At 73.9% G+C, this 25,924-nt stretch carries 24 protein-coding genes and 1 pseudogene; 12 read left to right on the plus strand and 13 right to left on the minus strand.

Features of this window, described 5'->3' with window-relative positions; translation table 11 throughout:
• Positions 1-7: 7 nt before the first annotated feature.
• The 4 genes from GA0070614_RS03515 to GA0070614_RS03530 all read right to left on the minus strand — a co-directional run bounded on the left by GA0070614_RS03515 (position 8) and on the right by GA0070614_RS03530 (position 2,527).
• Positions 8-418, minus strand: coding sequence for an arsenate reductase ArsC (locus GA0070614_RS03515; protein ID WP_088974618.1), 411 nt, complete (start codon positions 416-418; stop codon positions 8-10).
• Between the two features lie 67 nt (positions 419-485).
• Complete coding sequence (gene arsB, locus GA0070614_RS03520) at positions 486-1,583, minus strand: ACR3 family arsenite efflux transporter (RefSeq protein ID WP_269459471.1); 1,098 nt, start codon at positions 1,581-1,583, stop codon at positions 486-488.
• Positions 1,580-1,864 carry an ArsR/SmtB family transcription factor gene (locus GA0070614_RS03525; protein WP_088974619.1) on the minus strand — a complete coding sequence of 95 codons (285 nt, stop codon included), beginning with the start codon at positions 1,862-1,864 and terminating at the stop codon, positions 1,580-1,582. The genes arsB and GA0070614_RS03525 overlap by 4 nt, the downstream gene beginning before the upstream one ends.
• Positions 1,865-2,083: 219 nt before the next feature.
• Positions 2,084-2,527, minus strand: coding sequence for a pyridoxamine 5'-phosphate oxidase family protein (locus GA0070614_RS03530; RefSeq protein WP_157744924.1), 444 nt, complete (start codon positions 2,525-2,527; stop codon positions 2,084-2,086).
• Positions 2,528-2,760: 233 nt separating this feature from the next.
• Here GA0070614_RS03530 and mdlC point away from each other — a divergent pair, with 233 nt between their 5' ends.
• Both mdlC and GA0070614_RS31390 read left to right on the plus strand, forming a co-directional pair.
• Positions 2,761-4,359 (plus strand): benzoylformate decarboxylase, encoded by a 1,599-nt coding sequence (gene mdlC / locus GA0070614_RS03535; RefSeq protein WP_088974620.1) that lies wholly within the window; start codon positions 2,761-2,763, stop codon positions 4,357-4,359.
• Positions 4,356-4,844 (plus strand): putative zinc-binding protein, encoded by a 489-nt coding sequence (locus tag GA0070614_RS31390; protein ID WP_197701419.1) that lies wholly within the window; start codon positions 4,356-4,358, stop codon positions 4,842-4,844. Before mdlC ends, GA0070614_RS31390 begins: the two co-directional genes overlap by 4 nt.
• A gap of 19 nt (positions 4,845-4,863) precedes the next feature.
• Here the strand turns inward: GA0070614_RS31390 and GA0070614_RS03545 are convergent, their stop codons facing one another.
• From GA0070614_RS03545 to GA0070614_RS03565, 5 genes are all read right to left on the minus strand, one after another.
• The gene (locus GA0070614_RS03545) at positions 4,864-5,193 is read right to left on the minus strand and encodes a carboxymuconolactone decarboxylase family protein (protein WP_088974621.1); all 330 of its coding nucleotides are present in this window, start codon (positions 5,191-5,193) and stop codon (positions 4,864-4,866) included.
• 82 nt (positions 5,194-5,275) lie between these two features.
• Positions 5,276-6,022, minus strand: a complete 747-nt coding sequence (gene narI / locus GA0070614_RS03550; protein ID WP_088974622.1) for a respiratory nitrate reductase subunit gamma — start codon at positions 6,020-6,022, stop codon at positions 5,276-5,278.
• Positions 6,019-6,693: a nitrate reductase molybdenum cofactor assembly chaperone gene (narJ, locus tag GA0070614_RS03555; protein ID WP_088974623.1), complete on the minus strand. Its 675-nt coding sequence runs from the start codon at positions 6,691-6,693 to the stop codon at positions 6,019-6,021. Before narJ ends, narI begins: the two co-directional genes overlap by 4 nt.
• Positions 6,690-8,309 (minus strand): nitrate reductase subunit beta, encoded by a 1,620-nt coding sequence (narH, locus tag GA0070614_RS03560; protein ID WP_088974624.1) that lies wholly within the window; start codon positions 8,307-8,309, stop codon positions 6,690-6,692. The genes narJ and narH overlap by 4 nt, the downstream gene beginning before the upstream one ends.
• Positions 8,309-11,941, minus strand: a complete 3,633-nt coding sequence (locus GA0070614_RS03565; protein ID WP_197701459.1) for a nitrate reductase subunit alpha — start codon at positions 11,939-11,941, stop codon at positions 8,309-8,311. The genes narH and GA0070614_RS03565 overlap by 1 nt, the downstream gene beginning before the upstream one ends.
• A 355-nt stretch (positions 11,942-12,296) precedes the next feature.
• Between GA0070614_RS03565 and GA0070614_RS03570 the strand changes: the two genes are divergently transcribed.
• The 5 genes from GA0070614_RS03570 to GA0070614_RS03590 all read left to right on the plus strand — a co-directional run bounded on the left by GA0070614_RS03570 (position 12,297) and on the right by GA0070614_RS03590 (position 16,973).
• Positions 12,297-13,418, plus strand: coding sequence for a multicopper oxidase domain-containing protein (locus tag GA0070614_RS03570; protein ID WP_197701420.1), 1,122 nt, complete (start codon positions 12,297-12,299; stop codon positions 13,416-13,418).
• Positions 13,419-13,455: 37 nt separating this feature from the next.
• Positions 13,456-14,391, plus strand: coding sequence for a F510_1955 family glycosylhydrolase (locus GA0070614_RS03575; RefSeq protein ID WP_231933509.1), 936 nt, complete (start codon positions 13,456-13,458; stop codon positions 14,389-14,391).
• Entirely contained in the window at positions 14,388-14,690 is a 303-nt protein-coding gene (locus tag GA0070614_RS03580) for a sulfurtransferase TusA family protein (protein ID WP_088974626.1), read from the plus strand. Before GA0070614_RS03575 ends, GA0070614_RS03580 begins: the two co-directional genes overlap by 4 nt.
• A gap of 217 nt (positions 14,691-14,907) precedes the next feature.
• Complete coding sequence (locus GA0070614_RS03585) at positions 14,908-15,534, plus strand: biotin transporter BioY (RefSeq protein WP_088974627.1); 627 nt, start codon at positions 14,908-14,910, stop codon at positions 15,532-15,534.
• A gap of 44 nt (positions 15,535-15,578) precedes the next feature.
• A complete protein-coding gene (locus GA0070614_RS03590) occupies positions 15,579-16,973 on the plus strand; it encodes a nitronate monooxygenase (RefSeq protein WP_088979186.1) in 1,395 nt (464 codons plus the stop codon).
• A 184-nt stretch (positions 16,974-17,157) separates the two neighbouring features.
• Here the strand turns inward: GA0070614_RS03590 and GA0070614_RS03595 are convergent, their stop codons facing one another.
• Positions 17,158-17,616: a hypothetical protein gene (locus tag GA0070614_RS03595; protein WP_157744925.1), complete on the minus strand. Its 459-nt coding sequence runs from the start codon at positions 17,614-17,616 to the stop codon at positions 17,158-17,160.
• A gap of 150 nt (positions 17,617-17,766) precedes the next feature.
• On the opposite strand from GA0070614_RS03595, the gene GA0070614_RS03600 reads away from it, so the two are divergent.
• Positions 17,767-18,669, plus strand: a complete 903-nt coding sequence (locus GA0070614_RS03600; RefSeq protein WP_231933510.1) for an endonuclease/exonuclease/phosphatase family protein — start codon at positions 17,767-17,769, stop codon at positions 18,667-18,669.
• On the opposite strand, the gene GA0070614_RS03605 is transcribed toward GA0070614_RS03600, so the two are convergent.
• On the minus strand, positions 18,596-20,014 hold the full coding sequence (locus tag GA0070614_RS03605; protein WP_088974629.1) for an aminotransferase-like domain-containing protein: 1,419 nt from the start codon (positions 20,012-20,014) through the stop codon (positions 18,596-18,598). The genes GA0070614_RS03600 and GA0070614_RS03605 overlap by 74 nt on opposite strands.
• On the opposite strand from GA0070614_RS03605, the gene GA0070614_RS03610 reads away from it, so the two are divergent.
• Positions 20,013-21,179, plus strand: coding sequence for a DMT family transporter (locus GA0070614_RS03610; RefSeq protein WP_231933512.1), 1,167 nt, complete (start codon positions 20,013-20,015; stop codon positions 21,177-21,179). The two genes, GA0070614_RS03605 and GA0070614_RS03610, sit on opposite strands and share 2 nt — an antisense overlap.
• A 438-nt stretch (positions 21,180-21,617) precedes the next feature.
• On the opposite strand, the pseudogene GA0070614_RS30965 reads toward GA0070614_RS03610, so the two are convergent.
• A pseudogene (locus tag GA0070614_RS30965) lies at positions 21,618-22,331 on the minus strand (glycosyltransferase); the annotation flags it as partial.
• Positions 22,332-22,527: 196 nt separating this feature from the next.
• On the opposite strand from GA0070614_RS30965, the gene GA0070614_RS03620 reads away from it, so the two are divergent.
• Entirely contained in the window at positions 22,528-22,926 is a 399-nt protein-coding gene (locus GA0070614_RS03620) for a DUF2267 domain-containing protein (RefSeq protein ID WP_088974631.1), read from the plus strand.
• 67 nt (positions 22,927-22,993) lie between these two features.
• Here GA0070614_RS03620 and GA0070614_RS03625 read toward each other — a convergent pair whose 3' ends face one another.
• Positions 22,994-24,061 carry a PIN domain-containing protein gene (locus tag GA0070614_RS03625; protein WP_088979187.1) on the minus strand — a complete coding sequence of 356 codons (1,068 nt, stop codon included), beginning with the start codon at positions 24,059-24,061 and terminating at the stop codon, positions 22,994-22,996.
• A 232-nt stretch (positions 24,062-24,293) separates the two neighbouring features.
• Here GA0070614_RS03625 and GA0070614_RS03630 point away from each other — a divergent pair, with 232 nt between their 5' ends.
• Complete coding sequence (locus GA0070614_RS03630) at positions 24,294-24,935, plus strand: helix-turn-helix domain-containing protein (RefSeq protein ID WP_157744927.1); 642 nt, start codon at positions 24,294-24,296, stop codon at positions 24,933-24,935.
• Between the two features lie 101 nt (positions 24,936-25,036).
• Positions 25,037-25,915, plus strand: coding sequence for a LysR substrate-binding domain-containing protein (locus GA0070614_RS03635; protein WP_157744928.1), 879 nt, complete (start codon positions 25,037-25,039; stop codon positions 25,913-25,915).
• Positions 25,916-25,924 lie beyond the last annotated feature (9 nt).

The following is a 25,924-nucleotide window of genomic DNA, read 5'->3' on the forward strand; positions in this document are numbered from 1 at the left end:
CCGACCGTCACGCCCGGCCGGGAACGAGTTCGCGGACCAGCTGCCGCACCCGGTCACGGATGTCGTCACGGATGGGGCGCACCGCCTCGACGCCCTTGCCGGCCGGGTCCTCGAGCTTCCAGTCCTCGTAGCGCTTGCCCGGGAAGACCGGGCAGGCGTCGCCGCAGCCCATCGTGACGATGACGTCGGAGGACTGCGCCGTCTCGTACTCCAGCAGCTTGGGGGTCTGGTCGGTGATGTCGATGCCGACCTCCCGCATCGCCTCCACCGCGGCGGGGTTGACCGTCTCGGCGGGGGCGGAGCCGGCGCTGCGCACCTCGACGGCGTCCCCGGCGAGGTGGCGCAGCCACCCGGCGGCCATCTGGGAACGGCCGGCGTTGTGGACGCAGACGAACAGGACGCTGGGCTTGTCGCTCATTTCTCGGGCTCCTTGTCGGCGGTGACGATCAGGTGGGCGGCGGGACGGAGGATCCGGTGCGGTCGCATCACCGCACCGCCGACGGCGCGGTGACGGCGGGGAAGAGCCGACGCCGCAGGCCGAGGCTGACGTAGACCAGCGCGACCAGCACCGGCACCTCGATCAGCGGGCCGACCACACCGGCGAGGGCCTGGCCGCTGGTCACCCCGAACGTGCCGATGGCCACGGCGATCGCCAGTTCGAAGTTGTTGCCGGCGGCGGTGAACGCGAGGGTGGTGGTCCGCTCGTAGTTCAGCCCGATCGCCCGGCCCAGCGCGTACGAGCCGGCCCACATCACGGCGAAGTAGACCAGCAGCGGCACCGCGATCAGCGCCACGTCCCAGGGGCGGGAGGTGATGGCGTCGCCCTGGAGGGCGAAGAGGATGACGATGGTGAACAGCAGGCCGTACAGGGCGACGGGGCCGATCTTCGGCAGGAAGCTCGCCTCGTACCACTGGCGGCCCTTGGCCCGCTCCCCGAGCCGGCGGGTCAGGTAACCGGCGAGCAGCGGGATCCCCAGGAAGATCAGGACGTTGACGGCGATGTCCCAACCGGAGACGGTCAGTTCGGCGCCGGGCAGGTCGAGCCACTGCGGCAGCAGGGTCAGGTAGAACCAGCCGAGCAGGCCGAACGCGAGGACCTGGAACACCGAGTTGAGGGCGACCAGCACCGCGGCGGCCTCCCGGTCACCGCACGCCAGGTCGTTCCAGATGATCACCATGGCGATGCAGCGGGCCAGCCCGACGATGATCAGGCCGGTGCGGTACTCGGGCCGGTCGGCCAGGAAGATCCACGCCAGGGCGAACATCAGCGCGGGGCCGACGATCCAGTTGAGCAGCAGCGAGGAGAACAGCAGCCGCCGGTCACCGGTGACGGTGTCCAGGCGGTCGTAGCGCACCTTGGCCAGCACCGGGTACATCATGATCAGCAGGCCGAGGGCGATCGGCAGGGAGATGCCACCGATCTTCACCGCCTCCAGGGCGCTGTTCAGGCCGGGAACGAGACGGCCGAGCAGCAGGCCGGCCACCATCGCCAGGCCGATCCAGATCGGCAGGAACTGGTCGAGGCGGGACAGCCGGGCCATCACCGGGGACGTCCCGACCCCGCGCTGGTCGATGTCGGTCATGGGCACTCCCTGCGCGCCTCGGCCCGGGCCCGGGCACGTCCGGCCAGGTCGGCCAGGTGACCGGCTGCGGCTTCGAGCACCTCGGGCACCAGGCGGTAGTAGGTGAACCGGCCGTACGGTTCGCTGACCACGAGGCCAGCTTCGCGCAGCAACCGCAGGTGGTTGGAGATGTTCGGCTGCTTGGCCCCGGTGTCCTCCACCAGGTGGCAGGTGCAGGCAGGGCCGTCGGCGAGCAGCGCGACGATCTGCGCCCGCAACGGGTCCGCCAGCAGCCTGATCACATCAGGCGACGGTGATATCAGCACACCATGATGAAAGCACGGCGTGCCGCCCCCGTCCACACCGGGGGCAGGTCACCTGTGGGCTGGCCCGGGCACGCCGCCGGCGCTCGACAGGCCGGCCGGCGCGACCCTCGCGGATCAGGCTCCCCACGCCGTCGGCACAACGGGTCACCGAGGTCGTCGCGTACCGGCGACCGCCTCGCTGCCGGCCGGCGGTCGCTACGGGGTGGGACTCGACAGGGCCGCCGGCGGCAGGTCCGGCACCAGCCGGAACCCGGTGACCAGGCGCGGCTGGAGCGTGATCACGTGGTTCGGCGTGCCCACCCACGGGTGCAGCAACTGCCGGTACCGGTCGGCCAGGGCGGACTCGCCGACCCGGGTCGCCAACCCCGTCACGACCACGCTCCAGCCGGTGCGGCTCGCCACGTCGATCTCGTCGGCCTCGTACGCGATCACGATCCCCCGGGCCCGGCCGACCTCCGTCGACACCGACGAGTCGTCGTGGGTGCCGAACACGACAAGACCGTCGATCACCACGTGGTTGACGGGGCGGATGGCGGGCAGCGCCCGCTGGGTGAAGACCACCCGGCCCACCGCCACCGAGGCCAGCAGGCGCAGCGCATCGGACCGGGACAACTCCCGCAGGGTGCGTCGGTCCTCCACGCCGGTTCCTCCTCGGCCGCTCCGGTGTGCGATCAGCAGGTCAGAGCCACGATGCCGACGCTCACTCCGGCCCGGGTAGGGCCTAAGGTCCCGCGTCACCCGGGCCTGTGCCCCGGCCGGCACCCCGGCGGTCCGGGACGGCACCGTAACCCGATCGGCCACGGTCGTGCGGCCCCGATCCGGGGGGACCTTCCGCGCTGCCGCGACGGGGTTTCCCCGGGTCACGCTCAACCATGATCTCGGTACGCCAGGCGGCCTTCGACATCTTCCGCTCGCACCACCTCACCACCGTGTTCGGCAACCCCGGGTCGACGGAGCTGCCGATGCTGGCCGACTTCCCCACCGACTTCCGCTACGTCCTCGGTCTCCAGGAGGGCGTGGTGGTCGGGATGGCCGACGGGTACGCCCAGGCCACCGGTCGCCCCGTCCTGGTCAACCTGCACAGCGCTCCGGGCGTGGCGACCGCCATGGGGGCACTGGTCAACGCGGCGGCCGCCCGCAGCCCGCTGGTGCTGACCGCCGGTCAGCAGGTGCGCGCCCTGCTGACCGGCCCGGCGATGCTGACCAATCCCGAGCCGACGGTGCTGCCCCGCCCGCTGGTCAAGTGGAGCGTCGAGCCACCACGGCCGCAGGACGTGCCGGCCGCGCTCGCCCGGGCGGCGCACCTGGCCGCGCTGCCGCCGCGCGGCCCGGTGCTGGTCTCGCTGCCCATGGACGACTGGGCCGCCGAGGTCGACGAGGACGACGTACGGTCGCTCGCCGCGCGGCGGGTGGCCGTCAGCGCCGTGCCCTCCGCGCAGGTGCTCGCCGGGCTGGCCACCCGGATCACCGCCGCCCGCTCCCCGGTGCTGCTGGTCGGGGCGGGACTGGACAGCCCGGCGGGCTGGGCGGCGGCGGTGGCGGTGGCCGAGCGGTGCCGGCTGCCGGTGTACTGGGCCCCGCTGGAGCCGCGCTGCGGGTTCCCGACCACCCACCCGGCCTTCCAGGGGGTGCTGCCGCCGAGCCGGGCGCGGGTCGGCAAGGCCCTGGAGGGCCACGACCTGATCCTGGTGGCCGGCGCCACCGCCTTCCGCTGGTACCCGTACGTGCCGGGGCAGCTGCTCGGTGGCGAGGCGGAGCTGGTGCTGCTGACCGACGACCCGGACGAGGCGGCCCGGGCCGAACTCGGGGAGGCGGTGCTGACCGATCCGGTGGCGGCGCTCGCCGGGCTGGCCGACGAGGTCGCGGCGGCGGGGCGTCCGGCCCCCGCACCGGGGCCCCGACCCGAACCGGTCGACCTGACCCGGCGGCCGATGACCACGGCAGCCGCGTACGCGACGATCGCCCGGGTGCTGCCGGCCGAGGCCGCGCTGGTCTGCGAGGCGGTGTCGAGCATGCGGGACTGCCAGGACCAGATCCGCATCGCCCGGCCCGGTGGGTACTACAGCCCGGCGGGGGCGAGCCTCGGCTTCGGCGTCCCGGCGGCCATCGGGGTGCGGCTGGCCCGACCCGACCGGCCGGTGCTGGCGGTGGTCGGTGACGGCGCGTTCCAGTACGCCGTGCCCGCGCTGTGGAGCGCCGTCCGCTATCAGGTGGGGCTGACGGTGGTCGTGCTGCGCAACGACCGGTACGCGGTGCTGGAGGACTACCGCGACCTCCTCGGGCTGGCCGGGGTGCCGGGACTGCAGGTGCCCGGCATCGACACGGTGGCGCTGGCCCGGGGCTACGGGGTGACGGCGCTGCGGGTGGAGGGAGCCGACAAGCTGGCCACCGCGTTGCGGGACAGCCTCGCCCGGCCGGGGCCGACGCTGATCGAGGTGCCGGTGGGCGGCTGCTCCGGGAGCCACTGGTGAGGGGGGACGAGGCCGCCGCGCCCGCCCCGATCCGGCAGCGCCGCGGCGCGCGGGCCGATCAGCCGGTCGTCTACTCCTGCTCCGGGTGTTCCAGCGCCGCGCAGACCGCCAACGCGCTGGCGCTCGGGCTGGACCGCCTGGGTGAGGCCGAGATGTCGTGCATCGCCGGGCTCGGCGGTGACGTGGCGCCGCTGCTGCGCCTGGCCCACTCCGGCCGGCCGATCGTCGCGCTCGACGGCTGCCCGCTGGTGTGCGTCGTCGCCACGCTGCGCCGCCACGGGCTGGCCCCCGACGCCCACGTGGTCCTCAGCGAGCACGGCGTACGCAAGCGCCGGCACGCCGACCCCGACGGCGAGGACGTCCACCGGCTGCTGCCGCTGGCGGTCGAGGCCGCGCGGTCGACCCGGCGGGCCGGCGGCGGCCCGGCGGACTCCGGCGCGACGCCGGTGGCGGGCGAGCGGCACACCGGCCCGCCACCGCCCTGACCGTCGTCGCGTCCGTCGGCTACGAGGCCGACTGCCCCGCGGCGACCTCCTCGATCCAGCCCAGCGCCGCGATCGCGGTGGGGAAGCCGCACGTGGTGATGGCGGCGAGCGCGACCGCGCGGACCTCGTCGAGGGTCGCCCCGTGCTGCAGGGCCTTGCGCACGTTGGAGCGCACCGCCCCCTCGGCCTCCGCGCCGATCGCCATCGCCAGCTTGATCAGCCGGTCGGTCCGGTCGTCGAACGGATTGCGCTCGCGCACCGTGCGCGCCAGCGCGCCCTGGGCCTGCGCGACGTCCGGGAAGCGCTCCAGGAACTGCACGTAGATGCCGGGCAGGTAGTCCTCGTCCATCTTGCCTCCAGTACCGATCATGCCCATACCGTAGTCAGGACGTCGGCACCGCCACGCCCTGACCACGGTACGGGCAGCACGGTCAGCGCCTCGACGACACCGGGTGGCGGGCGGCGTCGCGGACCGCCGCCGGGGTCGGCTGCGGCGCCGGCGGCGCGCCGCGCCGGCTGCGGTAGACCACGTACGGCCGCCACAGGTACGCCAGCGGCGCCGACCAGACGTGCACCAGCCGGGTGAACGGCCAGAGCGCCAGGAACAGGAACCCGCCGATGGCGTGCAGCTGGTAGACCAGCGGCGCACCGGTCATCAGCTCGGTGTGCGGCTGGAACCAGAAGATCCCCCGGAACCAGACCGCGATGCTCTCCCGGTAGTCGTACCCGTCGCCGAGCAGGTTGGTGCCGACCGTGGCGGTCATGCCGAGCGCCACCATCGCGGCCAGCGCCACGTACAGGACCTTGTCCATGGTGGTGGTGACCCGCCGGACCCGGCCGTTGACCAGCCGGCGGGCGATCAGCAGCAGCAGGCCGAGCACCAGCATCAGACCGGTCACCGTGCCGCCCCACACCGCGGTCAGGTGGTAGAGGTGCTCGCTGATCCCGATCCGCTCGGTGACCGACGCCGGCACCAGCAGGCCCATGGCGTGTCCGCCGATGACCCCGAACGCGCCGAGGTGGAACAGGGGCGAGCCGAGACGCAGCAGCCGGCTCTCCAGGAGCTGGCTGGTGTGCGTGGTCCAACCGAACTGGTCGTGCCGCCACCGCCAGACGTGGCCGGCGACGAACACCGCCAGGCACAGGTACGGCAGGACGATCCAGACGAGGATGTTCATCGCGCAGCCTCCGACGAGGAGCAGACGGGGTACGGGGCGAGGCTCGCCCCGTGCAGATCGGGGCCGTGCCCGAGCGACTCCAGGCCGACGGTCTCCACCGGCGGCCCGTCGACGGCGAGCGCGGCGACGGCGGCCCGGTCGGCGTCGGTGAGTTCGGGCAGCACGGCGCAGACGGCGTCGAGCAGCAGCCGGTACGGGGTGCCCGACTCCGCCAGCGCGCTGCGCAGCAGCTCGATGCCCTGGCGGTGCTGGCGCAGCGGCGCCTCGCCGTCGCCGGGCCCGACGGTGGCGGCGAACTCCAGCACCACCGGCAGCAGGTCCGGCAGCTCGCCGTCGGCCAGCCGCAGACCGTGCGCGCGGTAGCGCTGCTTGAGCACGAGCAGCGCCATGCCGCGCTTGCGGGTGTCGCCGTGCAGGTGGTACGTGAGGTAGAGCCCGCTGCGGCGGCGCAGGTCGAAGGTCTGCACGTAGTGCCGCTGCGCCTCGATCGGCGTGCTGGCGAGCAACCAGTCCAGGAACTCGTCCACCTGCCGCCGCGCCGGGTCGTACCCGATCGCGGCGGCGGCCGCGCGCAGTTCCTCGCCGGCGCCGAGCAGGTCGTCGTCGGGGTAGGTGAGCAGCACCGAGGCGAGCTGGAAGATGCGGGCCCGGTCCGCGGGTGAGGCGTTCACGACCGGCTCCGCAGCGGGTTGATGGTCAGCCCGCGCCGACCGTCCGCGCGTCGGGACAACAGCCCCGGCCGGCCGGGGCGTACCTCGTCGCCGGCGACCAGGTGGAAGCTCTGCACGGTGGCCTCCGCGCTCATGCCCGGACCTCCTTCGCAGTCGAGCGAGCAGCCTTCCTGCGTGGCGGCCTGCGCCTCCAACGCGGCGGCGTCCTTGCGGTACGCCTTCGGGATGACGTACCGCTCGTCGTACTTGGCGATGGCCAGCAGCCGGTACATCGCCTCGACCTGCTCGGCGGTCATGCCGATGCCGGCCAGCAGTTCCTCGGCGACGGTGCCGTCGAGGGTCCGCAGCCGCATGTAGGAGCGCATGACGGCCAGCTTCATCAGCACCCCGGCCGCCGCCTCGGCGTCGCCCGCGGTGAACAGCTCGGCGAGGTACTCCACCGGGATGCGCAGGTCGCGGATGGTGTGGAAGACGTCGTCGGCGTCGGTGTCGTCGCGGCCGGCGGCGCCGACCGCGTCCAGCACCGGCGACAGCGGCGGGACGTACCAGACCATCGGCAGCGTGCGGTACTCCGGGTGCAGCGGCAGGGCGATCCGGTACTCGCTGATCAGCTTCCACACCGGCGAGCGTCGGGCCGCGTCCAGCCACTCCTGCGGCATGCCGGCGTCGCGGGCGGCCTGCTGCACCGCCGGGTCCTCCGGGTCGAGGAACACGGCGCGCTGCGCGTCGAGCAGGTCGTGCTCGTCGGGCACCGACGCGGCGGCGAGCACGGCGTCCTCGTCGTAGAAGACGATGCCCAGGTAGCGCAGTCGACCGACGCAGGTCTCCGAGCAGATGGTGGGCTGCCCGGCCTCGATGCGGGGGAAGCACAGGGTGCACTTCTCCGCCTTGCCGGTGGCGTGGTTGACGTACACCTTCTTGTACGGGCACGCCGACACGCACATCCGCCAGCCCCGGCACTTGTCCTGGTCGACGAGGACGATGCCGTCCTCGGCCCGCTTGTACATCGCCCCGGACGGGCACGCCGACACGCACGCCGGGTTGAGGCAGTGCTCGCAGATGCGCGGCAGGTGGAACATGAAGGTCTTCTCGAACTCGAACTTCACCTTTGCCGCGGCCTCGGCGGGCATCCGGGCGATGTTGGGGTCGGCCCCGGCGTGCTCGTGCGCCCCGCCCAGGCTGTCCTCCCAGTTGGCGCCCCAGGTGACGGCCATCGGCTCGCCGGTCAGCGCCGAGTGGGGCCGCTTGACCGGGGTGTCGGTCAGCCCGGCGGGCGCGTTGACCAGGATGTCCTTGTCGAAGGTGGCCGGCTCGTAGTAGTCGTCGAGCGAGGGCAGGTCCGGGTTGGCGAACAGCCGGGTGAGCCGCTTGACCCGGCCACCGGAGCGCAGCACCAGCCGGCCCTTGCCGTCCAGCTTCCAGCCGCCGTGCCAGCGGTCCTGGTCCTCGTAGTGCTTCGGGTAGCCGATGCCCGGCTTGGTCTCGACGTTGTTGAACCAGACGTACTCGGTGCCCTCCCGGTTGGTCCAGGTCTGCTTGCAGGTGACCGAGCAGGTGTGGCAGCCGATGCACTTGTCGAGATTCATCACCATGGCGACCTGCGCACGGATACGCATCAGTACTCCACCTCCTGCGTGCGGCGGCGGATCACGGTGATCTCGTCGCGCTGGCTGCCGATCGGGCCGTAGTAGTTGAACGCGTACGTGAACTGCGCGTGCCCACCGGCCAGGTGGGTCGGCTTGACCAGCAGCCGCGTCATCGAGTTGTGGTAGCCGCCGCGGCGGTTGCTCTGCTCCGCCTTCGGCACGTTCACCGTGCGTTCCGGCGAGTGGTACTGGAACACCGTGCCCTCGGGCATCCGGTGGCTGACCACCGCCCGGGCCACCACGACGCCGTTGCGGTTGTGCGCCTCGATCCACTCGTTGTCCCGGACGCCGATCTTCGCCGCGTCCTCGATGCTCATCCAGATCACCGGGCCACCGCGCGACAGCGCCAGCATCAGCTCGTTGTCGTGGTACATCGAGTGGATGGACCACTTGGCGTGCGGGGTGAGGAACCGGACCGTCACACCCCCGTCCACCAGCTCACCGGGGCGGCCGAAGTGCCGGGCCATGTTCAGCGGCGGGCGGAACGCCGGCAACTGCTCCCCCAGCTCGGCCACCCAGTCGTGCTCGACGAAGAAGTGCTGCCGGCCGGTGATCGTGTGCCACGGCTTGAGCCGCTCCACGTTCAGGGTGAACGGCGAGTAGCGGCGTCCGCCCTTCTCCGACCCCGACCACTCCGGACTGGTGAAGACCGGTTGCGGCGCGGCCTGCGTCTCCGGGTAGGTGATCCGGTCGCTCTCGTGTCCCTCGACCAGGTCGGCGAACCGCTGCCCGGTGCGCTTCTCCAGGGCCGCGAAGCCGGCCGCGGCCACCCGGCCGTTGGTGGTGCCGGACAGCGCCAGGATCGCCTCGCACATCCGGTCGGCCGTGGCCAGCGACGGCCGCCCCACGAACGGGCCCTCGGTGACCACCCCGTTCTCGTGCCGCAGGTACGCCACCTCGTCGGTGACGTCGACCGTGAGCGCCTTGGTGGTGGTGCCCAGCGTGTCGAGCAACGGGCCGACGGCGCGCATCTTCGCGCCGATCAGCGTGTAGTCCCGCTCGATCTCGACCAGCTTCGGCATCGTCCGCCCCGGCACCGGCGCGCACTCGCCGGCCTTCCAGTCGCGCACCCGCCCGCTCGGCATCGCCAGCTCGTCCGGGGTGTCGTGCTGCAGCGGCGCGGCCAGCACGTCGCGGCGTACGCCCAGGTGCTCCACGGCCAGCTCGCTGACCCGGTCGGCCAGGGCCAGGAACGTGTCGTAGTCGGTGTGCGCGTCACCGGGCGGCTCGACGGCCGGGCTGAACGCGTGCACGAACGGGTGCATGTCGGTGGTCGAGATGTCGTGCTTCTCGTACCAGGTGGCGGCGGGCAGGACCAGGTCGGCGTGCAGGCCGGTGTTGGTCATCCGGAAGTCGATCGCGGTGAGCAGGTCGAGCTTGCCGACCGGCGCCTCCTCACGCCACACCACGTCGCGCGGCCGGTGCTCCGGGTCGCACTCGCTCGCCGTCGCCGACGAGTCCACTCCGAGCAGGTGACGCAGGAAGTACTCGTTGCCCTTGCCGGACGAGCCGAGCAGGTTGGCCCGCCACAGGGTCAGGCAGCGGGGGAAGTTCGCCGGGTCGTCCGGGTCCTCCGCCACCGCCCGCAGCCGGCCGGCGGTCAGCTCGGCGACGACGTGCTCCTGCACGCTGATCCCGGCCGCGGCGGCCTCGTCGGTCAGGTCCAGCGGGTTGCGGTCGAACGCCGGGTGCCCCGGGCTCCACCCCATCCGCTGCGCGGCGGCGATCGTGTCGGCGAACGCCATGCCGGCGAAGCGGCCGGTGCCCAGGGGCGAGGACAGCTCGTCGGCCGGCACCCGCTCGTAGCGCCACTGGTCGGTGTGCAGGTACCAGAACGGGGTGCTGGCCTGGTGCCGCATCGGACGCTGCCAGTCGAAGGCGAACGACATGTGCTGCTGGCCGGTGATCGGCCGCGCCTTCTCCTGGCCGACGTAGTGCGCCCAGCCGCCACCGTTGACGCCCTGGCAGCCGGTCAGGGTGACCAGCGCGATGAACGCCCGGTACGTCATGTCCGAGTGGAACCACTGGTTGGCGCCGGCGCCCAGGACGATCATCGAGCGGCCCCGGCTGCGCTCGGCGTTGCGGGCGAACTCGCGGCCGATCCGCGCGGCAAGCGAGGCCGGCACCCCGGTGATCCGCTCCTGCCAGGCCGGGGTGTTCGGCGCGTCCGCGTCGTCGTAGCCGGTGGGCCACTCCCCCGGCAGGTCGCCGCGGCGCACCCCGTACTGGGCCATCAGCAGGTCGAACACCGTGGTGACCAGGTGCTCGCCGACGCGCCGCACCGGCACGCCGCGGCGCATGGTGGCCCCGCCCTCGGTGTCGCCGACGTCGAACCGGGCCAGGTCGACCTCCACCGTGTCGTCGCCGTGCCCGAGCAGGCCCAGCGCCGGGACCACGTCACCGAGGTCCAGGTTCCAGCGGCCCTCACCGGCGTCGCCGTACCGGAAGCCCAGCGACCCGTTCGGCACGACCGGCTCGCCGGTGCGCTCGTCGACCAGGACGGTCTTGTGCGCGCCGTCGGCCTCACCGAGGTCGGCCGCGGTGAGGAAGCGGTCCGCCGCCCAGGCGCCGGCCGGGCCGGGACGCAGCGTGACCAGGAACGGCAGGTCGGTGTAGCGGCGCACGTAGTCGGTGAAGTACGGCACCTGCCGGTCCCGGAAGAACTCGGTGAGCACGACGTGTCCCATGGCCATGGCCAGGGCGCCGTCGGTGCCGGGGTGCGGGGCCAGCCAGTCGTCGGCGAACTTGACGTTGTCGGCGTAGTCCGGGCTGACCGCGACCACCTTGGTGCCCTTGTAGCGGGCCTCGGCCAGGAAGTGCGCGTCCGGGGTACGGGTCACCGGGATGTTGGAGCCCCACATCATCAGGTACGTGGCGTTCCACCAGTCGCCGGCCTCCGGCACGTCGGTCTGGTCCCCCCAGATCTGCGGCGAGGCGATCGGCAGGTCGGCGTACCAGTCGTAGAAGCTGAGCAGGGTGCCGCCGAGCAGCGCGTGGTAGCGGGTGCCGGCGGCGAACGACGCCATCGACATCGCCGGGATCGGCGAGAACCCGACGACCCGGTCCGGCCCGTACGTCTTGGTGGTGTAGACGTGCGCCGCCGCCATCATCGTGATCGCCTCGTCCCAGCTGGCCCGGACGAAGCCGCCGCGACCGCGCTGACTCTTGTACGCCCGCGCCTTGAGCGGGTTCTCCACGATCTCGGCCCAGGCCAGCACCGGGTCACCGAGCCGCTGGAGCCCTTCGCGGAACATCTCGGCCAGCACGCCCCGCAGGTAGGGGTGGCGCACCCGCGACGGCGAGTACTCGTACCAGGAGAACGACGCCCCGCGCGGGCAGCCGCGCGGCTCGTAGTCGGGCGCGTCGGGGCCGGTGGTCGGGTAGTCGGTGGCCTGGTGCTCCCAGGTGATCAACCCGTCCTTGACGAAGACGTTCCACGAGCAGGAGCCGGTGCAGTTCACCCCGTGGGTGGACCGGACGACCCGGTCGTAGCGCCAGCGGTCCCGGTAGAACGACTCCCACCCGTTGCCGTCGACCTCGTGCAGGGTCCGGCCGTGGTCGCCGACGGTCTCCCTGGTCAGGAACCGACGAGCGGCCAGCAGCGGCGCCGTCCCGGGCACCTGGTCCGTCGCGGGAGTCCTGGCGGCGTCCGGCGAGCGCTGTGGCGACACGGCGGTCACTCCTTCGAAGATGAGCGGTCGACGGGTCGTCCCCGTCGGGGACGCGCAGGGGCGCGTCCGGCCCATTCAGCCTCCGCCCTCGAAGTCCGCAGGTCGTGAGGCTGCGGTCCCGAGCTGGCGGGACCAAAGTCCGTACCCGCACGGGGTTGTACGGCCCGCCCGGCCCGCGCCGCGGCGGACCTGGCCCGGCGACCGCACCGCCGGCCCGGGCCCATCGGGCCGCAACCCGGGTCCCCGGTCCCTGCCGGCCGGCATTTTCCGCACGAAGCCTGAGGGAATGACCGATGAGCAGACGCAGGAGCCCCCGCAGCCGCCGGACGCCCGACGCCACCGCCCCGGCCGCCTGGTCGCCGGCGGCCTGGCCCTCGTGCTGCTGCTCGGGACGGCCTACGCCGCCGGCGACCGGTTCGCGGGCGGACCGGCCACCGCGCACGCCCCGGGACACGAGGCGTCCGGCGAGCCGAACCTGGGCACCGAGGACGGGCACGACCACAGCACCCACGAGGGCACCGAGGGCGACCCGGCGGTGTACGACCCGGGCGCGACCCCCGGCCCGCGGTTCCGCGCCCGCGACGCGACGCTGCCGCCCGCCCCGCCCGGCCGGGAGCACCGGATCACGCTGACCGTCCGGGAGTCGGTGCGCGAGGTCGCCCCCGGCGTACGCCAGCGGACCTGGACGTACGACGACATGCTGCCCGGTCCCACGCTGCGCGGCCGGGTCGGCGACCGGTTCGTGGTGACGCTGGTCAACGAGGGCTCGACCGGCCACTCGATCGACTTCCACGCCTCCCAGGTGGCCCCGAACGCGCAGATGCGCAGCATCGAACCGGGTGAACGGCTCACCTACACGTTCACCGCACAGCGGGCCGGCGCGTTCATGTACCACTGCGGCAGCGCCCCGGCGGTGCACCACATCGGCAACGGCATGTTCGGCGCGATCATCGTCGACCCACCCCGGCTCGCGCCCGTGGACCGGGAGTTCGTCCTGGTCCAGTCGGAGCTGGCGCTCGGCCCGCAGGACGGGCTCGCCCGGCTGGGCAAGCTCTACCGGGCCGAGTACGACGCGGTGGCCTTCAACGGCTACGCCGGTCAGTACCGCTTCGCGCCGCTGACCGCCACCACCGGCACCCGCACCCGGATCTGGGTCGTCGACGCCGGGCCGTCGGCCCCGACCTCGTTCCACGTGGTCGGCACCGTCTTCGACACCGTCTACAAGGAAGGCGCCTACGTGCTGCGTCCCGACGCCGCCGCCGGTGGCGCCCAGTCGCTGGACCTGGCCCCCGCGCAGGGCGGCTTCGTCGAGTTCGCCTTCCCCGCACCCGGGCAGTACCCGATGCTCACCCACCGGTTCGCCGACGCCACCCGCGGCGCCGACGGCCTGTTCCAGGTGACACCGTGACGACGCCCCGACCGGCCGAGCGCCCAGGAGCCCTCCGATGAGCACCAGGACCCGCCGCCGCACCGCCCCGTCGACCCGGACGACCGGCAGCCCGGCCCGCCGTGCGCGCGGCCGGTGGGCCACGGCCGTGGCGGTGGCGGCAGCCGGCGCGGTGCTCGCCGCCGTGGTCGCCGCGACGGTCCTGCTCTCCGGCGCCGACCCGGGCGACGACCGGCAGGCCCGCGCCGGGGACTTCGGCCACGTCCACGCCCTCGCCGTCGACCCGGGCACTGGCCGCGTGCACCTCGCGACCCACCACGGCCTGTACCGCGTCGACGGCGCCAGGTCGGCGGTGCGGGTGTCGGCGCACACCTCGGACCTGATGGGGTTCGCCGTGACCGGCCCGGGCCGGTTCGTCGCCTCCGGGCACCCCGGCGAGGGCGACGACGGGCCCGGCAACCTCGGCCTGGTCGAATCGACCGACGCCGGCGGCACCTGGACGGCCACCTCGCTGTCGGGTCGGGCGGACTTCCACGGCCTGCGCGCCGCGCACGGTGCGCTGTACGGGTACAACTCCACCGACGGCGCGTTCATGGTCAGCACCGACCGCCGTACCTGGGAACACCGCTCGTTGACCGCGATCGGCGCGTTCGACGTCGACCCCGCCGACCCCGACGAGGTGCTCGCCGTGGGCCGCAACGGGCTGCAACGCTCCACCGACGGCGGGCGCGGCTGGCATCCGCTGGCGCCGGCGCCGCCGCTGGTCGTGCTCACCTGGCCGGCCGGGCAGGACCTGTACGGCGCCGACGCCGAGGGCGTCGTCTGGCACTCGGGCGACGCCGGGACGACCTGGCAGCGGCGCGGCCGGGCCGGCGCTGCCGCCCGCGCCATGACCGGGCACGGGGCGTCGCTGTACCTGGCGACCGCGGACGACCGGGTCCTGGTCAGTGACGACGGGGGCGCCTCCTGGCGAACCCACTACGAGCCGGCATGACACCCCTGCCGTCCGGTCCGGAGCCGGTGGTGCTCGACGGGGGCGACCGTGGCTGCGTGCGGCTCCTGCTGGAACTGCGCGCCCTGGTCGCCGACGTCGCCCCGGGCACCGTCGTCCACCTGCGCACCACCGACCCCGCCGCGCCGCTCGACCTGCCCGCCTGGTGCCACCTGACCGGCCACGGCTACCTCGGGCCGATCCCCCACCACGGCGCCCCCACGTACGGCATCCGCACCCACCGGACCGCGGGCGTGGGCACCGACCCGGACAACCCGTGGCGTCCGGCCCGGCCCCGGTGACGGGGCCCGCCGCGACGCGACACCGGTGCTCGGCGGTCGCGCGGCGCAGTGCCGGGGTGCCCCGCCGGGGCGCGCCGCGGGGCGGGACCTAAGGCTCTGTCCCGGCGCGAAGCACGGGCACAGGCTGACCGTGATCACCGCGCCGGAGGCCGGTGGTGAGAACCGCGTCGGTACACCGGTGGCGCCTGGTCGGCGCGCCGGCAGAGGGAGGGTCGAGATGACAGACGGCGTCGTGCATGCGGCGGTGCCCGGCCGTGGCAGGGGCGTGCTGGCGGACGTGTGGGGTCGTTCCGTGGCCCGCGACACGGCCCTGGTCGTCGGCGCCGCGCTCGGTGTCGGTGTCGCCGCGCAGGTGGCGCTGCCGGTGCCCGGCTCGCCGGTGCCGGTCACCGGACAGACCTTCGCCGTGCTGCTCGCCGGGGCGACCCTCGGCCCGGCGCGGGCAACGGTCGGCATGCTGCTCTACCTCGTGGCCGGCGGCCTCGGCGTGCCGTGGTTCGCCGGCGGCACGGCCGGCTGGCCGACCGCGACCATGGGCTACCTGCTGGGCTTCGTGCTCGCGGCGGCGCTGGTCGGCCGGCTGGCCGCGGCCGGGGCGGACCGGCGACCGGCCCGCGCGCTGGGCATGATGGCCGCCGGCGACGCGCTGATCTACCTGACCGGCGTGCCGTGGCTGGCCGCCACGACGGGGATGTCGTTGTCCCGGGCGGTGGCCGTGGGAATGCTGCCCTTCCTCGCCGGGGACCTGCTCAAGGCCCTGCTGGCGGCCGGCCTGCTGCCCGTGTCCTGGCGTCTGGTGGGCCGGCTGCCCGACCCGTCGGCCCCGGCACGGGCTCCCCGGTGACCGCCGGAGGCGACCCCGGCGTCCCGGTGGTCATCCAGGGTGGCATGGGGGTGGGCGTCTCCGGGTGGCGGCTGGCCCGGGCGGTGGCCCGCACCGGCCAGCTGGGCGTGGTCTCCGGTGTGGCCCTCGACGCGCTGCTCGCCCGACGCCTGCAGGACGGCGACCCGGACGGGCACGTACGACGGGCGCTGGCCCACTTCCCCGACCCCACGCTGGTCGACCGGACGCTGCGCCGCTACTTCGTGCCCGGCGGGACCGACCGGACCCGGCCGTACCGGCCGGTGCCCCGGCTCGCGCTGCGCTCGCACCGCCACGGGCAGGAACTGGCAATGCTGGGCAACTTCGTCGAGGTGTTCCTCGCCAAGGAGGGCCACCACGGGTCGGTCGGGGTGAACTACCTGGAGAAGGTCCAGATGGCCACCCCGGCGGCGGTGTACGGCGCGATGCTGGCCGGCGTGGACCACGTGTTGATGGGCGCCGGACTGCCGACCGAGATCCCCGGTCTGCTCGACACCCTGGCCGCGCACCGCCCGGCCCGGCTGTCGGTCACCGTGCAGGCGGCCTCGGCGGGTCACCGTTCCCACGTCACCGTCGACCCGGCCGACCTGCTCCGGGACATCCCCGCACCGGTACGACGTCCGCGCCTGCTGGCCATCGTCTCGTCCGCCGTGCTCGCCGCCTACCTCGCCCGTGACGACACCACCCGACCGGACGGCTTCGTGGTGGAGACACCGCTGGCGGGCGGGCACAGCGCCCGCCCACGGGGCGCGTTGCGACTCACCGCCGACGGCGAGCCGGTGTACGGGCCCCGCGACGGGGTCGACCCGGCCAAGGTGGCTGCGCTGGGTCTGCCGTTCTGGATCGCCGGCGGCCGGTGCGGTCCGGACCACCTGGCCGCCGCGCGGGACGCGGGCGCCACCGGAGTGCAGGTGGGCACGGCGTTCGCGCTGTGCCGGGAGTCGGGACTCGACCCGACGTTGCGCCGCCGCATGCTGGCCCGGGCGGCTCCCGGCACCCTGGTGGTACGCAACCACGCCGGCGTGTCGCCCACCGGATTCCCGTTCAAGCTGGTGCACCTGCCCGGCACCGCCGCCGACGACGACGTCTACGCCGACCGGCCGCGCCACTGCGACCTCGGCTACCTCCGCACGCCGTACCAGCGCCCGGACGGCAGGGTGGGGTACCGCTGCCCGGCCGAGCCGGTGGACGACTACCTGCGCAAGGGCGGGGCGGTCGAGGACACCGTCGGCAGCCGCTGCCTGTGCAACGGCCTCGTCGCCGCCGTCGGTCTGGGGCAGCGCCGGCCGGACGGCTACCGCGAACCACCGCTGCTGACCCTGGGACAGGATCTGTCCTTCCTGGCCCCGCTGATGGGCGAACGGGACGACTACGGCGCCGCCGACGTCGTCGACTACCTGCTCGGGGCGTCCCCCGCCTGAACGGCGACGGGGCCCACCCGACCCGGACCGCTGTCGGGGCCCGCTCCCTCCGGCGGGCGCCGCAGCGGTCCCCCCGCAAGACCGATGGCCGTGACCGGCGATCCTGCCGGTCACGGCCATCGGCCGGTTCGGTACGGTCCGACCCGAGCCGGCGCCGCGACTCGCGGTGGACCCACCCGACGGCTCAGCCGCAGTTGCCCCAGCTGTACCGGCCGGCGCCCTGCCAGCTGGTGCCGTACAGCACCTCGCCGCTGTACATCACACACCGATCCCGGGCGGAGCGCTGGATCGCGGCGTAGTACTTGAAGCTCCCGGAGTCGTAGACCCAGGAACTGCCCTCCACCCGGATTCCGGCGGACACCCCGGTCGTCGAGCCGACGGCCACCCGCTTGAGGGTGGCGACGCAGTTGTACGCGGTGGCGCTGTTGTACATCAGGTAGACGTCGCCCACCTTGGTGCCGTCCGAGGCGTAGATCGACCGGTGGCCGTCACTGGCGTAGGCCCACGAGCCACCGAAGTCGTTGTTGCACGCCTGCGCCGCGGTGAACGGATTCGCCGCCGCCTGTGCGGGCGAGGCGAGTGACACCGCCGCCACGGTCGCGGCGATGATCGAGACGGCCAGTCGTCGTGCTGATCCGCGCATGCAGTCCCCCAATGCTGTGACGCGAAGATCGCGCTGTCGAGCCGCCATGATCCCACAATGGAGGGTCGCCAAGATCAGGGGCGGCACCCGCCCGGCGGGCAGTAGGATCACGACCGGCGGCGCCGTCGCCTCCGCCACCCCGGAGCGCCCATGTCCGAGCAGCCACCCGCCGCCGGTGCGGCCCGAAGACGCGGTGTCCGTCGCGCCCTGGCCGTCGCGTGGCTGGTCGCCGTCGCCGCGCTCCCGGCCGGGGCGTCGGTGGCCGACGCGCCCGGGTCCACGACGCTGCGGGTGCTCCAGATGAACCTGTGCAACAGCGGTCGCGCCGGCTGCTACACCGGCCGGTCGGTGGCCGAGGCCGTCGCGGTGATCCGCGCCGACGCGCCGGACCTGGTCACCCTCAACGAGATCTGCCAGGACGACGTGGCCGTGCTGGAACGCGCGTTCGCCGAGGTCCGCCCCGGCGGCAGCGTCGGGTCGGCGTTCACGGTCGCCGGTGACCGCCCGAGCGGCGACGCCACCCGGTGCCGCAACGGCAGGCCGTACGGGATCGGACTGCTGATCCGCTTCCCGCAGCCGTACCGGGGGCACTCGGTGCACAGCGGGATGCACCCGGCGCAGGACCTCGCCGACCCCGAGCAGCGGGCCTGGCTCTGCGTGCACGTCCCGGACGTCGTGCACGCCTGCACCACGCACCTGGCCGCCACCAGTGGCGCCGTCGCGCTGGCCCAGTGCGGCCACCTGCTCCACACGGTCGTGCCGACGATCCGCAGCGGCGCCGGGTACGCGCCCACCGTGGTCGGCGGCGACCTCAACCTCCGGCACGGCGGCTCACCCGACGTGCGCTCGTGCCTGCCACCGGGCTACCGGCGCGTCGACGACGGCGCCGTGCAACAGATCCTCACTGACGTCACCGTCGGCGCCCGCCGATCGGTGGGCCTGCGCGGGGCGACCGACCACCCGGGCCTGCTGGCCACGCTCACGGTCGACCCCGCGCGGTCCCCGTCGGGGATCGCAGGGCACGGGCCAGGCGGCGCACGGCCTCGTCCATGAGGTCGGCGGGGGCGGCGGCGTAGGTGAGGCGCAGGTGCGCGGCCGGGGGTTCGGCGGCGTACCAGGGGCGGCCGGGGAAGACGACGACCCCTTCGGCGGCGGCGGCAGCCGCCAGCGCGACGTCGTCGACGCCGTCGGGCAGGCGGACCCAGAGGTGCATACCCCCGCGCGGGACCGGCTGCCCGGCGAGGTCCGGCAGGTGCCGGCGGAGCGCGGCCAGCAGCGCCTCGCGCCGGGCGCGCAGCGCGGTGCGCAGGGTGCGGCAGTGCCGCGCCCAGGCCGGGGCGGTGACGAACTCGACGGTGGCCTGTTGCAGGGGACCGGCGACGAAGAAGTCGTCGAGCAGCCGGCCCGCCCGCAGCCGGGCCCCGGCCGGGCCGCGGGCGCCGATCGCGGCCACCCGCAGCCCGGGCGCGGTCGACTTGGTCAGCGAACGCAGGTAGACGACGTGCCCGTCGGGGTCGTCCGCGGCCAGCGGTGGCGGGGCCTGACCGTCGAGGGTGAGGTCGCGGGCGTAGTCGTCCTCGATCAGGAACGCCCCGGCCTCGCGTACGGCGTCGGCGACGCGCGCCCGGCGATGCTCGGCCAGCGTCGCGCCGTGCGGGTTGGCGTGCAGCGGTTGGCAGTAGAACAGTCGGGCGCCGGTGTGGGCGAACGCGGCGGCGAGGTGGTCGGGGCGCACGCCGTCGACGTCGGCGGGCACCGGCACCACCCGCAGTCCGGCGGCCCGGGCGGTGGCCAGCGCCCCCAGGTAGGTGGGCGACTCGACGAGCAGCGTGTCGCCGGGCGTGGTGAGCGCCCGCAGCGCCGTCGACAGCGCGGCCTGACCGCCGGGGCAGATCACCATGTCGTCGGCGCGCAGCCCGGCCCCGGCCTCGCGGGCGAACCAGGCGCGGAGGTCCTCGCGCCCCTCGGTCGGACCGCGCTGCCAGGACGCGGGCTGCCGGGCGGCGCGGGCGAGTGCGGCGCCGAGCGCGGCGGCCGGCTGCAGATCCGCGTCCAGGTAGCCGCCCGACAGGGGGATCGCTCCGGCGGGCGGCAACGCCAGCAGGGCCTGCATCTCCTCCTCGCCCGGCCGGCGCGGGCCGAGCGCCACGGTCTGCCAGGACAGGTCGGGGACGTGCCGCTCCTGCGGCGGGGCGGCCACGAAGGTGCCCCTGCCGGGCCGCGTCTCGATCAGCCCCTGGGCGACCAGCTGCCGGATGGCGTCGGCGACGGTGACCGGCGACGCCTGGTGCCGGGCGGTCAGCTCGCGCACCGAGGGCAGTCGCGTGCCGGGATCCGCGCCCGCCGCCAGCCGACGGAGATCTTGGATAACGCGGACCGCTGCGTTACCGTCATTCATGAGTGGACAGAGTAGCGCTACTGCGGCGCGGACGGTAACGGCGGATCGGACGGCCGGGCTCGCCCTCGGCGCGCTGGGCGTGCTCGCCTTCAGCATGTCGCTGCCCGCCACCCGCGTCGCCGTGCAGGAACTCGACCCGTGGTTCGTCGCCTTCGGCCGGGCCGTCGGCGCGGCGGCGCTGGCGTGGGCGTACCTGCGTCTCACCGGCGCGCCGCCACCCAGCCGCGGCCAGTGGCGGCGGCTGTCGGTCGTGGCTCTCGGCGTCGTCGTCGGCTTCCCGCTGTTCACCTCGCTGGCGTTGACCACCGAGACGTCGGCGCACGGCGCGGTCGTCATCACCGTGCTGCCCGCCATGACCGCCGTGTTCGCGGTGCTGCGGGCCGGCGAGCGTCCGCCACCGCTGTTCTGGGCCGCCGGCCTCGGCGGGCTGATCGCGGTGCTCGCCTTCCTCGCCGTCGGCGGCGCGGTGTCCGGGGCGGTCTCCCCCGCCGACCTGTTCCTGCTGGTGGCGGTCGTGCTCTGCGGCCTGGGCTATGCCGAGGGCGGCGCGCTCGCCCGCGAGCTGGGTGGCGCGCGGACGATCTGCTGGGCGTTGCTGCTCTCGCTGCCCGTCACCGCGCCGGTCACGGTCGTGGCCGCCGTGGCCGATCCCCCGCACGCCGGCCCCGTCGCCTGGTCGGCGTTCGGCTACCTCTGCGTGGTCTCCATGTTCCTGGGCTTCTTCGCCTGGTACGCGGGACTGGCCCGGGGCGGCATCGCCCAGGTCGGTCAGCTCCAGCTCGCCCAGCCGGTGTGCACCCTGGCCTGGTCGGCGCTGCTGCTGGGCGAGCGGGTCACCCCGGCCTCGATCGCGGCGGCCCTGGTGGTGCTGGTCTGCGTCGTGCTGACCCAGCGCACCCGCGCCGCCGCGCCGGCGCCGCACCGGTCCGTCGCGTCGACGAGGCCCCCGTCGGTGACTCCTGACCGCGCCACCGCCGTCCGGCCGGTCGCGCCGGCCGATGCCATTACCGGGCACGGCCGCGCCTCAGCCGGAGGCGTCCGCGCCCGCCCCGCGCACCGTCCGGCCGACCCGGTGCGCCTCGGCCAGGATGTGCCGTCCCCAGCGTCGCCACAGCGGCGTCATCCGGGAGGTGTCCAGCACGACGTCGACGGCGTTGTCGGGTAGGACGGTGCGGATGCCGAGGCTGTGGCGGATCTGGTGCCGCGAGCCGTGCGGCAGGCGCCGTAGCAGCTGCTCGTCGAAGTCGAGCAGCACCGCGGGCGGGAAGTCGGCCGGCAGCGCCGGGCCGCAGCCGAAGACGGCGATCCGGGCCCCCGGCGGCACGTCGTCGCGCAGCCGGGTCAGCTCCGCCGTCACGTCCCTGGTCCGGACCCTGCCGATCGCGCGCTGGATGGCCGGCAGTTCCTGCCGCACGTGCCAGGCGCGGGTGTCGCCCACCTGCGGCAGGTGCCGGGAGAACCACGCCCACAGCAGTTCGGTCACCGGTTCGGGGTGCTTGTGCAGGATGGTCAGCACGTTACTGCGATTGTCGCCGGCGTCCGGCGTCACCGAGCGCGGGTGCGGTGTGTCCACCGCCCACGCCTCCCGGCGCACCTCGAACGCGAGACCGCGCCGGTGCAGCCGGATCCCCAGTTCCATGTCCTCGCCGCCCCAGGTCCGGAAATCCTCGTCGAAGCCGCCGACGGCCCGGAAGTCCTTGGTCGGCACGGAGCAGTTGAGCGACCAGAACAACTGCCACGGCAGGGGTACGCGCGAGAGGTCGAACCGGCTGGCGGCGAAGGTCGGATGGCGGGAGTCCTGGAAGGCGGGGGCGGTGCCGAAACGCCGGACGACCTCCTCCGGACCGTGGGAGCGCAACGCGGCGTCCAGGCCGGGAGTCGGATCGTCGGGCCGGTAGCCGTAGGTGTACCCGATCACCGCCCGCGACGGGCCGGGACTCCGGTGCGCGGCCAGGTGGGCGGTGAGGAAGTCCGGGCCGGGCAGCACACCGGTGTCGACGAACACCAGCACGCCCGCGCCGGCCAGCCGGGCGCCGGTGTTGCGGGCCGCGGCGGCCCGGAAGCCCAGGTCCTCCTGGTACGCGTACCGGACGCGCAGCCGGTCGGCGAAGGCGTGCACGCGGTCCCGGGTGTCGTCGGTCGAGCCGTCGTCCACCACGACGACCTCGAAGCACGCGGCCGGCAGCCGCTGCCCGGCCAACGCGGTCAACGTGCCGCGCAGCAGTTCGGCCCGGTTGTACGTGGGAACGACGACGGAGATCAGTGACGGGACATCCTGCGTGGACAATTCGGAACTCCGGAGGTGAGGAATCACCACCGTAAATGTCCGACGGTCGATGTGCCCGGCCGTCGACCGCGATTAGGGGTCGGCACTGGGGTCCCGGCGGTTCCCCCACTCCGGGGGCACGCCGTCCATGCCTACGGACAGCCCGAGGTTGCCGGCACTCCGGCGGGTTTGCCGCCGCACCTCGCGGGAAATCGGCTGGCCCGTCGGCGAGAGGGAGGGCCCGAAGGTGAACGACAACGAGTTCCTCGCCCTGGTGGCGACGCGTTCCGGCCTGTCGCCCGAGCAGGCCACCGCCGTCACCCGGGCCACCCTGACCACCCTGGCCGAACGCATCGACGGTGGAGAGGCCCGCGACCTGGCCGGTCAGCTGCCCGAAGGACTGCGGGCGCACGCCTTCGGCGGCAGCGAGGCCGCCGAACGGTTCGGGCTGGACGTGTTCGTCAGCCGGGTCAGCGGCCGCGCGGACGTCGACGGCGACCGGGTCAGGGACGGCGTGACCGCGGTCTTCGACGTCCTGCGCGAGGCCGTCGAACCCGCCGCGTACGAGCAGGCCGTCGCCCAGCTGCCCGCCGAGTACGCCGACGTCGTGGACCAGTCCGCGCCGTTCGTCCGACGCCGGTCCTGAGCCGGGACGGCCGGGCCGGCCCGCCGGCCGCAGCGGCCGGCCCGGCAGGGCGAGCCGGCGACGCCGGTCAGCGCGGAGTGAGCAGGTAGTCGTCGACCTCGGAGTTCCAGGCCAGGTCGACCACCCCGTCGGTGGCGGCGGCCTTGCAGAACTGCAGGAAGCTGCGGTACCCGAGCTTCTGCTCGCTGAAGTCCGGCCGGGCCCGGCGGAGCTGGTTCTTCAGGCCGGAGAGCGCGACCGGGCCACCGGCCGCGGCCAGCTCCCCGACCACGGTACGCAGCAGCCCGAAGGCCACCTCCCGGTCACCGTGCTCGGGCAGGCTCACCTCGGGATCACCCTTGGCCGGGCCCTCGGCCAGCTCGACGACGTTGTGCGCGGCGAGATGGCGCAGCAGCTCGCCGAAGGTGCGGAACCCGTAGTCGGACTCGCTGAAGGTGGGGTCCTTGCGCAGCAGGGTGAGCTTGAGCCGGGAGGCGGTCACCGCGCCCCCGGCGCCGCCCTGCAGACCGGCCACCGTCTGCGCGACGACCACGGCGAGGGCGTCCACGTCGCGTACCGGCTCCTCGGCGGCGACCACCTGCTCCAGGTCCTGGTCCGCCGGGGCGGCGGCCTCGGCCGCACGGGTGGGACGACCCCGGCGGGCCCGCGCGGGCGGGATGTCGACCCCCTCCAGCCGGTCGTAGTACAGGAACTCGTCGCACGCGGGCGGCAGCAGCGCCGAGGTGGACTTCTCCACGCCGACGCCGATCACCCGCTTGTTGAGCTCGCGCAGCTTGTGCACCAGCGGGGTGAAGTCGCTGTCGCCGGTGCAGATGACGAAGGTGGAGATGTAGCCACGTTCGAAGGCCAGCTCCACCGCGTCGACCGCCATCTTGATGTCGGCGGCGTTCTTGCGGGAGGCGCCCATCCGCTGCGGGATCTCGATCAGCTCGACGTGGGAGCGGGTGAGCATCCGGCGGTCCTCGTCGAAGTACGACCAGTCGGCGTACGCGCGCCGCACCACCACCCGCCCGCGCTCGGCGAGGGCGTCGGCGATCGGGCGGAAGTCGAAGGGCCTGCCGCCGTGGTGGTCGCGCGCCCCCAGCGCCAGGTTCTCGTAGTCGAGGAAGAGGGCAATCCGGTCTTCTTGATCCACCAGGTCAGCGTACGCCCGACCGGCCCGCCGCCGAGCCGGCGCGCTGAGCATGGGACCTGCACGGGGTGCAAATTGCCGATGTTGCGGAATGTGATTTCAAGATTACCCTGACTAGTTGTTCAGCTAATGGAAATAGACGCGCGTGAAGCGGCGCTGGCAGGCTGACCGAGGACGCAGGGCGGGTCCCGGCGCGCCTTCGGGTGCGCGGACCCCGACGATACGGGGGGTGGGCGTGACGGCGAAGCTTCTCGTCGTGGATCCGGTGGCGACCACTCGCGAGGGTGTCGCCCTCATCCTGGAGAGCTGCGGCTTCCAGGTCGACCGGTCGGACAGCGCCGACGCGTACCCCACTCACCGGCACACGGACGCCGTGGTGATGAACGTCCACACGGAGGACGACTTCACCGGTGTGCGCGCGTTGCGCGACCGCCACGACAGCGTCATCGTGGCCCTGCTGCGCTCCTCGGAGGCGCGTGACTACCAGGCGGCGCTGACCTCCGGCGCCCGCGCCGCCTGCGCCTGGGACACCTCGCCGCAGGACCTGGCGATGGTGGTCACCGCCGCGGTGGCCGGCCGGACCGTGCTGCCCACCGGGATCGTGGAACGGCTGGTCGGCCTGATGCAGGAGGCCCCACCCGAACCCACCGTGTCGGCGGAGGACCTGCGGTGGCTGCAACTGCTCGCCCGCGGCGGATCCGTGACCGAGCTGTCCACCATCGCCGGCTACTCGCCACGGGAGGTGTTCCGCCGGCTGCGCCAGCTCTACCAGCGCATGGGTGTCAGCAACCGGCAACAGGCGATCGCCCTGGCCGGCACCTGGGGCCTGGTGGACCTCACCGCCACCGGTGAGCGACGGAGGCTGTCCCGGGTCTGACGATCGCCCGTTCGACCGGGGTCGCGATCGTCCCGGCTCGACGAGAATCAATTGCCTGCGAACGACGGGGGTTTCAGGTGATCGACGTACGGCGCCTTCGCTTGTTACGGGAACTGTCCCGGCTCGGCACCGCCTCGGCGGTCGCCGAGCTGTACTTCCTGTCGCCGTCGGCGGTGTCCCAACAGCTGGCCACGTTGGAGCGGGAGGTGGGGGTCACCCTCCTGCGCCGCATCGGACGCCGGCTGACCCTCACCGCCGCGGGAGAGCTGCTCGTGAAACACGCGGACCGGATCCTGATCGACCTGGAACGGGCCGAGGCGGACCTCGCCGCCCACCAGGCCGAGCTGCGCGGCCGGGTGCGCATCGCCGCGTTCCCCACCGCCTCCCGGCTGTTCATGGTGCCCGCCCTGACCGCCGCCGGACGGGAGCATCCGGAGCTGACGATCGCGTTCGAGGAGATGGAGACGCACGAGGCGGTGGAGGCGCTGCGCCGCGAGGACCTCGACGCCGCCATCATTTACGAGTACGAGGTCCTCGGCCCGCTCTCCGCTCCGGACCTGGAGATCGTCACGTTGTTCAGCGAGCCGCTGGTGCTGCTCGTCGGCCAGGACGAGACGCAACGGCCGACGCGGCTGGCCGAACTCGCGGACCGACGGTGGATCGCGCCGCGCGCCGACACCCTGTGCCACGCGGCGTTCGTCGCCGTGTGCGAGGCTGCCGGCTTCACCCCGCGCATCGACGCGCTGACCAACGACTACCTGCTCACCCACAACCTGGTGGTCGGCGGTCTCGGGGTCGCGCTCGTCCCCACCAGCGGCCTGGTGGGGATGCCGGTGACCCTGCGCTCGGTGGCGTTGGAGGACCCGGGGCTGATGCGCAGGGTCTGCTTCGCCTCGCGCATCGGCGGGCAGCGGCGTCCCGCGATCATCCGGATGTTCGACACCTTCCTGCGGCTGACCGAGGACTACCAGGACCTGTGAGGCTCCGGC

The organism is Micromonospora coxensis (assembly GCF_900090295.1).
GTDB classification, from domain to species: domain Bacteria; phylum Actinomycetota; class Actinomycetes; order Mycobacteriales; family Micromonosporaceae; genus Micromonospora; species Micromonospora coxensis.